The sequence below is a fragment of the Streptomyces sp. NBC_00386 genome (assembly GCF_036063235.1).
Classification (GTDB): Bacteria; Actinomycetota; Actinomycetes; order Streptomycetales; family Streptomycetaceae; genus Streptomyces.
On sequence record NZ_CP107950.1, the window covers coordinates 7,624,922 to 7,636,818 of the forward strand.

10 protein-coding genes are annotated in these 11,897 nt (G+C 70.3%); 4 read left to right on the forward strand and 6 right to left on the reverse strand.

Annotated features, from left to right (window positions below):
• Nucleotides 1–126: 126 nt before the first annotated feature.
• Nucleotides 127–2,691, forward strand: a complete 2,565-nt coding sequence (locus OG780_RS33530) for a RelA/SpoT family protein (RefSeq protein ID WP_328454507.1) — start codon at nt 127–129, stop codon at nt 2,689–2,691.
• A gap of 115 nt (nt 2,692–2,806) precedes the next feature.
• Here OG780_RS33530 and OG780_RS33535 read toward each other — a convergent pair whose 3' ends face one another.
• Entirely contained in the window at nt 2,807–4,036 is a 1,230-nt protein-coding gene (locus tag OG780_RS33535) for a DUF349 domain-containing protein (RefSeq protein ID WP_328454509.1), read from the reverse strand.
• A gap of 135 nt (nt 4,037–4,171) precedes the next feature.
• On the reverse strand, nt 4,172–4,993 hold the full coding sequence (locus OG780_RS33540) for a peptidylprolyl isomerase (protein WP_328454511.1): 822 nt from the start codon (nt 4,991–4,993) through the stop codon (nt 4,172–4,174).
• Between the two features lie 179 nt (nt 4,994–5,172).
• On the opposite strand from OG780_RS33540, the gene OG780_RS33545 reads away from it, so the two are divergent.
• Nucleotides 5,173–5,886 carry an MBL fold metallo-hydrolase gene (locus tag OG780_RS33545; protein WP_328454513.1) on the forward strand — a complete coding sequence of 238 codons (714 nt, stop codon included), beginning with the start codon at nt 5,173–5,175 and terminating at the stop codon, nt 5,884–5,886.
• A 10-nt stretch (nt 5,887–5,896) separates the two neighbouring features.
• Entirely contained in the window at nt 5,897–7,159 is a 1,263-nt protein-coding gene (gene hisS, locus OG780_RS33550; protein ID WP_328454515.1) for a histidine--tRNA ligase, read from the forward strand.
• Between the two features lie 334 nt (nt 7,160–7,493).
• Here hisS and OG780_RS33555 read toward each other — a convergent pair whose 3' ends face one another.
• Genes OG780_RS33555 through OG780_RS33570 form a run of 4 tightly spaced genes read right to left on the reverse strand, consistent with a single transcriptional unit; the run spans nt 7,494 to nt 11,090 of the window.
• Nucleotides 7,494–8,117, reverse strand: coding sequence for a response regulator transcription factor (locus tag OG780_RS33555; RefSeq protein WP_328454517.1), 624 nt, complete (start codon nt 8,115–8,117; stop codon nt 7,494–7,496).
• Nucleotides 8,114–9,424, reverse strand: coding sequence for a sensor histidine kinase (locus OG780_RS33560; RefSeq protein ID WP_328454519.1), 1,311 nt, complete (start codon nt 9,422–9,424; stop codon nt 8,114–8,116). Before OG780_RS33560 ends, OG780_RS33555 begins: the two co-directional genes overlap by 4 nt.
• Nucleotides 9,382–10,227, reverse strand: a complete 846-nt coding sequence (locus OG780_RS33565) for an ABC transporter permease (protein ID WP_328454521.1) — start codon at nt 10,225–10,227, stop codon at nt 9,382–9,384. Before OG780_RS33565 ends, OG780_RS33560 begins: the two co-directional genes overlap by 43 nt.
• Nucleotides 10,224–11,090, reverse strand: coding sequence for an ABC transporter ATP-binding protein (locus OG780_RS33570; protein WP_328454523.1), 867 nt, complete (start codon nt 11,088–11,090; stop codon nt 10,224–10,226). The genes OG780_RS33565 and OG780_RS33570 overlap by 4 nt, the downstream gene beginning before the upstream one ends.
• A 139-nt stretch (nt 11,091–11,229) precedes the next feature.
• On the opposite strand from OG780_RS33570, the gene OG780_RS33575 reads away from it, so the two are divergent.
• Nucleotides 11,230–11,865, forward strand: a complete 636-nt coding sequence (locus OG780_RS33575) for a vitamin K epoxide reductase family protein (RefSeq protein WP_328454525.1) — start codon at nt 11,230–11,232, stop codon at nt 11,863–11,865.
• Nucleotides 11,866–11,897 lie beyond the last annotated feature (32 nt).

The window sequence follows — 11,897 nt, forward strand, 5'->3', positions numbered from 1 at the left end:
CCCGCCTCCGGCGTTTCCCCTACGTGGCCGCTGCCGGCGGCCGACAGCGAGTCCGGCGCGAAGGATCGCTACCATGGGGTTTCCGGAGCCTGACCGGGGGACCCGGATCGCGCACGAGGAGCCCTCTTGCCAGACGAGGCCCAGCCACTCGCCCCCAGCGCGGAACGCCTGGGGCGAACCGCCTCCACCCAGCCCGAGCCCGCCCCGGGTGCCGCGGAGAAGCCCGCACAAAACGGAGCGAGCGGGCCGGTCGAGCACGCCCAGTCCGCGCCCGACGGAGCTGCGGCCGAGGGAGCACGTCCCAAGCCGGTGTCGCCCGAGCGCCCCGCGAACACCCCGGCGGTCCGTCCCACGGCAGCGCAGCCCACCCGCTCCGGCGGCTCCTCCAACCGCGTCCGAGCCCGCCTCGCCCGTCTCGGCGTCCAGCGCTCGAACCCGTACAACCCGGTTCTGGAACCGTTGCTGCGCATAGTCCGCAGCAACGACCCCAAGATCGAGACGTCGACGCTCCGGCAGATCGAGAAGGCGTACCAGGTCGCCGAGCGCTGGCACCGCGGCCAGAAGCGCAAGAGCGGCGACCCGTACATCACGCACCCGCTCGCCGTCACCACCATCCTCGCCGAGCTGGGCATGGACCCGGCGACGCTCATGGCCGGCCTTCTGCACGACACGGTCGAGGACACCGAGTACGGCCTCGACACCCTGCGCCGCGACTTCGGCGACCAGGTCGGGCTGCTCGTCGACGGCGTCACCAAGCTGGACAAGGTCAAGTTCGGCGAGGCCGCCCAGGCCGAGACCGTGCGCAAGATGGTCGTGGCGATGGCCAAGGACCCCCGCGTCCTGGTCATCAAGCTCGCCGACCGCCTGCACAACATGCGCACCATGCGCTATCTCAAGCGCGAGAAGCAGGAGAAGAAGGCGCGCGAGACCCTGGAGATCTACGCGCCGCTCGCCCACCGCCTGGGCATGAACACCATCAAGTGGGAGCTGGAGGACCTCGCCTTCGCGATCCTCTACCCCAAGATGTACGACGAGATCGTGCGCCTGGTCGCCGAGCGCGCCCCCAAGCGCGACGAGTACCTCGCCATAGTGACCGACGAGGTCCAGTCCGACCTGCGCGCGGCCCGCATCAAGGCGACCGTCACCGGCCGCCCGAAGCACTACTACAGCGTCTACCAGAAGATGATCGTCCGCGGCCGTGACTTCGCGGAGATCTACGACCTGGTGGGCATCCGCGTCCTCGTGGACACCGTCCGCGACTGCTACGCGGCACTCGGCACCGTGCACGCGCGATGGAACCCGGTCCCCGGCCGGTTCAAGGACTACATCGCGATGCCGAAGTTCAACATGTACCAGTCGCTGCACACGACGGTGATCGGCCCCAACGGCAAGCCCGTCGAACTCCAGATCCGTACGTTCGACATGCACCGCCGTGCCGAGTACGGCATCGCCGCGCACTGGAAGTACAAGCAGGAGACCGTCGCCGGCTCCTCCAAGATCCGCACCGACGTGCCCCGGGCGGCCAAGGGCAGCGCGGGCCAGGACACCGTCAACGACATGGCGTGGCTGCGCCAGTTGCTCGACTGGCAGAAGGAGACCGAGGACCCCAGCGAGTTCCTGGAGTCGCTGCGCTTCGACCTGTCGCGCAACGAGGTCTTCGTCTTCACGCCCAAGGGCGACGTCATAGCGCTTCCGGCCGGTGCGACACCGGTGGACTTCGCGTACGCGGTCCACACGGAGGTCGGCCACCGGACGATAGGAGCACGGGTCAACGGCCGCCTGGTGCCCCTCGAATCGACCCTGGACAACGGCGACCTGGTGGAGGTCTTCACCTCCAAGGCGGCCGGCGCGGGCCCCTCCCGCGACTGGCTAGGCTTCGTGAAGTCGCCGCGGGCCCGCAACAAGATCCGCGCGTGGTTCTCCAAGGAACGCCGTGACGAGGCGATCGAGCACGGCAAGGACGCCATCGCCCGCGCGATGCGCAAGCAGAACCTGCCGATCCAGCGGATCCTCACCGGCGACTCCCTGGTCACCCTCGCGCACGAGATGCGCTACCCCGACATCTCGTCGCTGTACGCGGCGATCGGCGAGGGTCATGTCACCGCCCAGAGCGTCGTCCAGAAGCTCGTCCAGGCGCTCGGCGGCGAGGAGGCGGCCACCGAGGAGATGGACGAGGCCGTACCGTCCGCTCGGGGCCGTGGCCGCAAGCGGCGCAGCAACAACGACCCCGGGGTGGTCGTCAAGGGCGTCGACGACGTGTGGGTCAAGCTCGCCCGCTGCTGCACGCCGGTGCCGGGCGACCCGATCATCGGGTTCGTCACCCGCGGCAGCGGCGTCTCGGTCCACCGCAGCGACTGCGTCAACGTCGACTCGCTCTCGCGCGAGCCCGAACGCATCCTCGAGGTCGAGTGGGCGCCCACCCAGTCCTCGGTCTTCCTGGTCGCCATACAGGTCGAGGCCCTGGACCGGTCCCGGCTGCTGTCGGACGTCACCCGCGTCCTGTCCGACCAGCACGTCAACATCCTGTCCGCGGCCGTCCAGACCTCCCGCGACCGGGTCGCCACCTCCCGGTTCACCTTCGAGATGGGCGACCCCAAGCACCTGGGGCACGTCCTGAAGGCCGTACGAGGCGTCGAGGGCGTCTACGACGTGTACCGCGTGACATCGGCCCGCAGGCCCTCCGAGGCCTGACGCCCGCCGTCCGCGCCCGGCCACACGGCCGGGCGCGGACGGACAGCCGGGCGCAGACACGCGAAGGGGCTCCCGTACGGACCGTACGGGAGCCCCTTCGCGTGTCTGCGGCGTGTCAGCCGCCGAACTCGTGAAGACCCTTCAGAGCCTGGTCCAGCAGCGCCTGACGGCCGTCCAGCTCCTTCTGGAGCTTGTCGGCCTTCGCGGTGTTGCCCGCGGAGCGCGCCGCCTCGATCTGGCCCTGGAGCTTGTCCACGGCAGCCTGAAGCTGACCGGTCAGACCCTCGGCACGCGCGCGTGCCTCAGGGTTCGTCCGGCGCCACTCGGTCTCCTCCGACTCCTGGAGAGCCCGCTCCACCGCGTGCATCCGGCCCTCGACCTTCGGGCGGGCGTCGCGCGGCACGTGGCCGATGGCCTCCCAGCGCTCGTTGAGGGAACGGAAGGCCGCACGAGCCGCCTTCAGGTCCTGCACCGGGACGAGCTTCTCGGCCTCCTCGGCCAGCTCCTCCTTGAGCTTCAGGTTCTCCGTCTGCTCCGCGTCGCGCTCGGCGAAGACCGAGCTGCGCGCCGCGAAGAACACGTCCTGGGCGCCGCGGAAGCGGTTCCACAGGTCGTCCTCGTGCTCGCGCTGGGCACGGCCCGCGGCCTTCCAGTCCGCCATCAGCTCGCGGTAACGGGCCGCCGTCGGGCCCCAGTCCGACGAGCCGGACAGCGACTCGGCCTCGGCGACCAGCTTCTCCTTGGTCTTGCGGGCCTCCTCGCGCTGCGCGTCCAGTGACGCGAAGTGCGCCTTGCGCCGCTTGGAGAACGCCGAGCGGGCATGCGAGAAGCGGTGCCACAGCTCGTCGTCCGACTTGCGGTCGAGTCGCGGCAGCCCCTTCCACGTGTCCACCAGCGCGCGCAGCCGCTCACCGGCCGCCCGCCACTGGTCGCTCTGCGCCAGCTCCTCGGCCTCGACGACCAGCGCCTCCTTGGAGTGCCGCGCCTCGTCGGACTGCTTGGCCCGTTGGACCTTGCGTTCCTCGCGGCGCGCGTCGACGGTCTCCACGAGCTTGTCCAGCCGCACCTTCAGCGCGTCCAGATCACCGACCGCGTGGTGGGCGTCCACCTGCCCGCGGATGTGATCGATGGCGGTCTGGGCGTCCTTCGCCGACAGGTCGGTGGTCTTCACTCGCTTTTCGAGGAGGCCGATCTCGACAACCAGGCCTTCGTACTTGCGCTCGAAGTAGGCCAGCGCCTCATCAGGGGTGCCGGCCTGCCAGGAACCGACGACCTGCTCGCCGTCGGCCGTACGCACGTACACGGTCCCCGTCTCGTCGACGCGGCCCCACGGGTCGCTGCTCACAGCGCCTCCTCCACATGATGCCTGTGTGGGGCTTCAGCGCCCCCTGGCATCGTCCACAGTTTCGTCACGGCCAACATAGGCGACCGGCGGGGCGGCTGTCCGCATCCCGCGCGACCGAAATTCAGCAGCTGGCGGTCAGGATTTCGTCACGGTCAGCTTGTTGACGACGACAGTCGCGTTCGGTGCGCCGTCGCCCTGGCCCGTGCTCTCGCCGGCGGCCGCGATCTTCTTGAGGACCGTCATGCCGGACTTGGAAATAGTTCCGAACGGTGTGTAGCTGGGCGGAAGCTGACTGTCCTGGTACACCAGGAAGAACTGGCTGCCGCCGGTGTGCTTCTGCCCGGTGTTGGCCATGGCGATCGTGCCCGCCGGGTACACGTTGCCCTTGAGCGTCTTGTCCTTCAGGTTCTCGTCCGGGATCGTGTAGCCGGGTCCGCCGCTGCCCTGGGCCGTCGGGTCACCGCACTGAAGGACGTAGATCCCGTTGGTGGTGAGCCGGTGGCACTTGGTGTGGTCGAAGTAGCCCTTGCCGGCGAGGAACGCGAACGAGTTCACCGTGTGCGGGGCGGCGGACGCCTTGAGAGCGATGTCGATGTCGCCGCAGGTCGTCGCCATCTTCATGGTGTAGGCGGAGGCCTTGTCGATGGTGACCGCCGGCTCCTTCTTCCACGTGAGCGACTTCACCTGGCCCTCTGCGGGCTTCTGGCACGGATCGGGTGCCTTGCTCGTCGGCGTCGCGCTGGGCGTCGCCTCGGCGCCCGCGTTGGCCTTCTTGCCGTCGCTCTCGAAGACCCCGGTCGCGTACGCCGTCGCACCGCCCGCGACGACCACGCCGACGACCGCCGCGATCACCGCGTTACGTGTATGGGTCCTTCGTCGAGCGGATGTGCGGCGCTGCTGCTGTCGCAAGAACTTCTCCCGGGCGAGCTGACGCCGCCGCTGTTCCTGGCTGACCACCGGGTTTCTCCTCGTGCGTCTCGTACGTCGAGTGGGACGCGTGCGTCGCCTGAGCCGACCGCCTGCGTGTGCCCCGTACCGTATATGGGTTAGCTGAGGAATCGGCAGCGCCGGTAGGCTCTGATCCACAGCCACCCGCCCGTACGACACTCACGCGTACGCCACCACGAAGGACGATCGTGCTCATTGCCGGGTTCCCCGCCGGGGCCTGGGGGACCAACTGTTACCTGGTCGCCCCCGCCGCGGGTGAGGAGTGCGTGATCATCGACCCGGGCCATCAGGCCGCCCAGGGAGTCGAGGACGCACTCAAGAAGCATCGGCTCAAGCCCGTCGCGGTCATCCTCACCCATGGCCACATCGATCACGTCGCCTCGGTCGTCCCGGTGTGCGGAGCGCACGACGTGCCGGCCTGGATCCACCCCGAGGACCGGTACATGATGAGCGACCCCGAGAAGGCGCTCGGCCGGTCCATCGGCATGCCGCTGATGGGCGAGCTGACCGTGGGGGAGCCCGACGACGTGCGGACGCTGACCGACGGCGCGGAGCTGAAGCTGGCGGGCCTCGACCTCTCCGTCGCGCACGCGCCGGGCCATACGAAGGGGTCGGTGACGTTCCGGATGCCCGAGAGCGCGGACATCCCGTCCGTGTTCTTCTCCGGGGATCTGCTCTTCGCCGGCTCCATCGGACGCACCGACCTGCCGGGCGGCAGCATGGACGAGATGCTCGACTCGCTGGGCCGTGTGTGCCTGCCGCTCGACGACTCGACCGTGGTGCTGTCCGGCCACGGCTCCCAGACGACCATCGGCCAGGAGCGCGCCACCAATCCGTATCTGCGGCAGGTGGCCGCCGGCCTGGGAGCGGACCCGAACTCCGCTCCTCGACGAGGAATGTGACCAGACTTCCGTGAGCACCTTCAGGGCCCCCAAGGGCACGTACGACCTCATTCCGCCGGACAGCGCCAAGTACCTCGCGGTACGCGAGGCCATCGCGGCCCCGCTGCGCAACTCCGGCTACGGCTACGTCGAGACGCCCGGTTTCGAGAACGTCGAACTGTTCGCCCGCGGTGTCGGTGAGTCCACCGACATCGTGACCAAGGAGATGTACGCCTTCGAGACCAAGGGCGGCGACAGGCTGGCCCTGCGTCCGGAGGGCACCGCCTCAGTGCTGCGCGCGGCCCTCGAGGCCAACCTGCACAAGACCGGCAACCTCCCCGTCAAGCTCTGGTACTCGGGCTCGTACTACCGCTACGAGCGCCCCCAGAAGGGCCGTTACCGCCACTTCTCCCAGGTGGGCGCCGAGGCGATCGGAGCCGAGGACCCGGCGCTCGACGCCGAACTCATCATCCTGGCCGACCAGGCGTACCGCTCGCTGGGTCTGCGGAACTTCCGCATCCTGCTGAACAGCCTGGGCGACAAGGAGTGCCGTCCCGTGTACCGGACCGCGCTGCAGGACTTCCTGCGCGGCCTGGACCTCGACGAGGAGACGCTGCGCCGCGCGGAGATCAACCCGCTGCGCGTCCTCGACGACAAGCGGGAGGACGTCCAGAAGCAGCTGGGCGGGGCGCCGCTGCTGCGTGACTACCTGTGCGACGGCTGCAAGGCGTACCACGAGGAGGTGCGCGACCTGATCACGGCCGCGGGCGTCTCCTTCGAGGACGACCCGAAGCTGGTGCGCGGTCTGGACTACTACACGCGCACCACCTTCGAGTTCGTGCACGACGGTCTCGGCTCGCAGTCCGCGGTCGGCGGCGGCGGCCGCTACGACGGGCTGTCCGAGATGATCGGCGGCCCCGCGCTGCCGTCCGTCGGCTGGGCGCTGGGCGTCGACCGTACGGTGCTGGCGCTGGAGGCGGAGGGCGTGGAGCTCGAACTCCCCGCGGCCACCAGTGTGTTCGCGGTGCCGCTCGGGGAGGAGGCCCGCCGGATGCTCTTCGGTGTGGTCACCGAACTGCGCAGGCTCGGTGTCGCCGCCGACTTCTCGTACGGCGCGAAGGGGCTGAAGGGCGCGATGAAGAACGCGAACCGCAGCGGGGCCCGCTTCACGGTCGTCGCCGGTGAGCGTGACCTCGCCGAGGGTGTCGTGCAGCTCAAGGACATGGAGTCCGGGGAGCAGACGGCGGTCGGGACCGGCGAGATCGTGGCCGAGCTGCGGTCGCGCCTGGGCTGAGGCGGGTCCTCCCCGCGAGCAGCGCACCCGTGACCGCTTCGCCGCGCGCCACCCGGCTGTGCCGGTGGCCGAAGTGACCGCTGCCCGGCGACGTGCACGATCTCGCGGGACTGCGGCCCGCGGCCGCTCCGCCGGGGCCGGTCTCCCGGCCGGCCGGGTGCCGGGCCGCCTCTTGCGACGGGATCCTCCCGGGGCCCCGGTGTCGGGCGGACGCTTTCTGGTGTCCGTCCGGCCCCGGGGCTCCACCCCGGCCCCTCTCCGTGAACGCCGGAGGGGCCGGAGGACGCTTCGGCGTTCACGGAGAGGGGGAGCGGCAGGGCAGGGCGGGGAAGCCTCACTCCAGCAGCCCGAAGCGCATCGCGCTCGTCACGGCGGCCGTCCGGTCGTCCACTCCCAGCTTCCCGAAGGCCCGCAGCAGATGCGTCTTCACGGTGGACTCGCCGATGAAGAGCCGGCGTCCGATCTCCGCGTTCGTGCAGCCCTCGGCCACCAGTCGCAGCACGGCGGTCTCCCGCACGGAGAGGCGGGGCCGCTCCGGCCTGGTACGGAGCTGATCGACCAGCCGGGCCGCGACGGACGGGGCCAGCACGGTCTCGCCCCGCGCGGCGGCCCGTACGGCGTCCGCCAGTTCGGCACGGGGCAGATCCTTCAGCAGATACCCCGCGGCCCCGGCCTCCACCGCCCGCAGGATGTCCCGGTCCGTCTCGTACGTCGTCAGCACGATCACCCGGCAGGGCAGCCCGGCCCGCGTCATCCGCTCGATCGCGTCGACGCCCCCGCCCTCGGGCATCCGCAGGTCCATGAGCACGATGTCGGGCCGGAGTTCGGCGGCCAGCGCCTCCGCGCGGGGCCCGCTGGACGCGTCGGCGACCACCTCGAGATCGGGTTCCGCGCTGAGCATCGCGCGCAGCCCTTCGCGTACGACGGGATGGTCGTCGGCGAGGATGATCCGGATCACGCGTCACTCCTGGGGACAGGCAGGCACACGGCGACGGTCGTGCCGTCGCCCGGCGCGCTGCGGATCAGCGCGGTACCGCCCACCTCGGCGGCCCGTGCGCGCAGCCCCGCCAGCCCGTACCCGCCGACCGGCACACCGGGGTCGAAACCCCTGCCGTCGTCGCGTACGGAGAGGGCCAGCGAGCCGGCGGTGTAGGTCAGGGTGACCGCGACGGCGGGGGAACTCCCGGCGTGCTTACGGGCGTTGGTCAGCGCCTCCTGGCACGAGCGGAGGATCACCACTTCGGGGCCCGCGGGCAGCGGCCGTACCGGGCCGGTCACGTCGACGCTCGCGTCGTGGCGGGCGGCCAGCCGGCGCAGCGCGTCGGGCAGCGTGGCGCCGTCCAGGTCGGCGGGGGTGCCCCCGGTCACCAGGGCCCGTGCCTCGGCGAGGTTCTGCCGGGCGGTCTCGTCCATCAGGGCCAGATGGCGGCGGGCCTGCGGCAGGTCGTGGTCGAGCTCGGCCTCTACGGCCTGGACCAGCATCAGCAGGCTGGTGAAGCCCTGGGCGAGGGTGTCGTGGATCTCCCTGGAGAACCGTTCGCGCTCGGCCAGCGCTCCGTGCGCGGCCGAGAGCCGGGCGATCTCGTGGCGGCTGGCGTCCAACTCGGTGATCAGCGCGGCCCGTTCCCGGCTCTGCTCCATGATGCGGATGATCCAGCTGCCCATGGCCACCGAGAACACGAGCGTGACCATGGCGAAGACCGTGTTGAAGAAGAGGACCTGCCCCTCGGGCCACCACAGCAGGGCCCAGCCCGCCACCGGCGCGATGTTGATGACGGTCGTGGCGGCGAGTGCCCGGCGCAGCCGCAGCGCGTTGAAGCACTGGGGGATGAGCGCGAAGGTCATCAGCCGGGTCTCACCGACCAGTACTCCGGGAGGCAGGAACAGCAGGACCGCGCCCGCGATGTAGCCGAGGGCGCGGCGCTCGTCGGGGGCGTCGGAGGTGAGGACCGGGCGCCCGACCAGCAGATACCAGGGGATCAGCAGCAGAAGGAGCCCGCCGGCCGCGAGTCGGACGTGGAACCCGGGGTGGGCCGTGCCGAGCACGAACACCAGGGTGGCCACCCACACGACCGCGAAGTACGAGTCCCAGAGCCGGAACGAGAGCTCCCAGGTGTTCGAAGCGCGGGCCCCGCCCGGCGCGGGATGCGCCTGAGCCCCGCTCGGCTCCGGCGCCGGACGCACCGCGTCCGGCGCCGGGTCGGGGCGCGCGGCCGGAGTCCTCATCCGTCGCGCCGGTTCTTCCAGCGGAAGGTCAGCAGGCACAGCAGCAATCCTCCGACGCACCATGCCCCGAGCACCAGGGCGATCCGCCCGAACTCCCAGCCGCCCGCCTGTTCGAGAACCTTGGCGGACTCGGGCAGGAACACCCCGCGCAGCCCCTGGCACATCCACTTGAGGGGGAACAGCGCGCCGATGTTCAGCATCCAGTCGGGGATGGTGTCGATGGCGATGTAGACGCCGGAGATGAACTGGAGGACCAGGAAGGGCAGGACGACCACCGACGTGGCGCTCCTGCCCGACTTCGGGACCGTACTGATCGCGATGCCGAGCAGGGCGCAGGCCGTGAGCCCCAGCACGAAGATCCAGGCGAAGTCCGCCCACTTGCCGGGGTCCGAGGGCAGGTCGACGTCGTACAGCGTGGTGCCGACGAGCAGCAGGACCGCCGTCTCCAGGGCGCCGGTCGCGAGAACCAGCCATATCTTGCCGAGGAAGTACGCGGCCGGCGGCATCGGTGTCCCGCGCAGCCGGCGCAGCACCTTCTCGTCCCGCTCGATCGCGATCGAGATGCCGAGGGACTGGAAGCTGGTCGACATGATGCCCGCGGCCATCATCGCCGGGACGTACAGCTGGGAGGCGGTGATGCCCGCGCCCGCCACGTCGTCGCTGAAGATCGACGCGAACAGGAACAGGAAGACGACCGGGAAGGCGAAGGTGAACACCACCTGGTCGCGCTGGCGGAAGAACTGCCGGAGCTCCAGGCCGCCGCGGCGCAGCCCCAGCCCCCAGGCGCCGGGCAGCCGGCCGGACGCGTTCTTCGTGCCCGGTCGTACGTCGGTCGTGGTCATCGCGCGTCCTCCAGGCCGGTCAGTCGCAGATAGACGTCCTCCAGGGTGGGGCGGCTCACCCGGAGCCCCGGGATCTCCCCGTCGAAGCGGCGCGTGAGCGCGGCGACGGTCCTGGTGGGGGTGTCCGTGCGTTCGCTGCGCGGGCTGCCGTCGGCCTCCGTCCACTCGACCGTGGCCCCGGTGCCGAAGCGCTCACGAAGCGCGGCAGGGTCGCCCTCGGCGACGACACGGCCCCGCGCGACGACCGCCAGCCGGTCCGCGAGGGCCTCCGCCTCCTCCAGGTAGTGCGTGGTCAGGAGGATCGTCGTGCCCTCGTCGGCCAGCTTGCGGATCAGGTCCCAGAACTGCCGTCGCGCCGCCGGGTCGAAGCCCGTCGTCGGCTCGTCCAGGAGCAGCAGTTCGGGGCCGCCGATCACGCCGAGGGCCACGTCGAGCCGTCGCCGCTGGCCGCCCGAGAGCGACTTGATCCTGCTGCCCGCCTTCTCCTCCAGACCGACCAGGCCGATGACTTCCTCCGGATCACGGGGATTCGGGTAATAACGGGAGAAATGCCTCACTGTCTCGCTCACCGTCAACTCGGCGGGCGCGGATTCGTCCTGCCAGACGATTCCGACACGGGACCGCCACGCGCGTGTGGCGGTCGCCGGGTCCGAGCCGAGCACGGAGACCTCGCCCGCGTCCCGCCGCCGGTTGCCCTGGAGGATCTCCACGGTGGTGCTCTTGCCCGCCCCGTTCGGTCCGAGCAGGCCGAACACCTCGCCCTGCCGGATGCCGAGATCGATGCCGTCGACGGCGGTCACGTCCCCGTACCGCTTGCGCAGTCCCCGTACGTCCACCACGAGCCGGTCCGCGTCTGTTGTCATGACGGCGAGCCTCCCGCCGAACCGAACACTCCGGAACGACCGTGCGTACCTTCTTATGTCCACCGAACGATGGACGAGCGGGCGCGTGCGGCACAATGAGCCTGCCCGCAGGCCCCTTCGAAGCTACGGAAACGGCGTGATGAACAAGACGACAGTCAAGGACGTCCCGACCGATCGGGAACGCCCCGCCGCCGTGCGGACGGCCGGCGGCAGCCGCGCCCTCGCCGTGCTGCTGGTGATCACGGGTGCGGCGGGTCTCCTTGCCGCGTGGGTCATCACGATCGACAAGTTCAAGCTGCTGGAGAACCCGAACTTCGTCCCGGGGTGCAGCCTGAACCCGGTGGTCTCCTGCGGCAACATCATGAAGAGCGAGCAGGCCTCGGCCTTCGGTTTCCCGAACCCCATGATGGGGCTCGTCGCCTACGGCATCGTGATCTGCGTCGGCGTGAGCCTGCTCGCGCGGGCCACCTTCCCGCGGTGGTACTGGCTGACCTTCAACGCGGGCACGCTCTTCGGCGTCGCGTTCTGCACCTGGCTCCAGTTCCAGTCGCTGTACCGGATCAACTCGCTCTGCCTGTGGTGCAGCCTGGCCTGGGTCGCCACGATCATCATGTTCTGGTACGTGACCTCCTTCAACGTCCGCAACGGCTTCCTGCCCGCCCCGCGCTGGGCCAGGAGCTTCTTCGGCGAGTTCACCTGGGTCCTGCCCACGCTGCACATCGGCATCATCGGCATGCTGATCCTGACCCGCTGGTGGGACTTCTGGACCAGCTGACGGTCCCGCGGGGATTGTCAGTGGGGTGACAT

Coding starts and splice junctions, on each gene's coding strand:
- OG780_RS33575 (WP_328454525.1), top strand. CDS start 11,230: ATGAACAAGACGACAGTCAAGGACGTCCCGACCGATCGGGAACGCCCC.
- OG780_RS33570 (WP_328454523.1), bottom strand. CDS start 11,090: ATGACAACAGACGCGGACCGGCTCGTGGTGGACGTACGGGGACTGCGC.
- OG780_RS33565 (WP_328454521.1), bottom strand. CDS start 10,227: ATGACCACGACCGACGTACGACCGGGCACGAAGAACGCGTCCGGCCGG.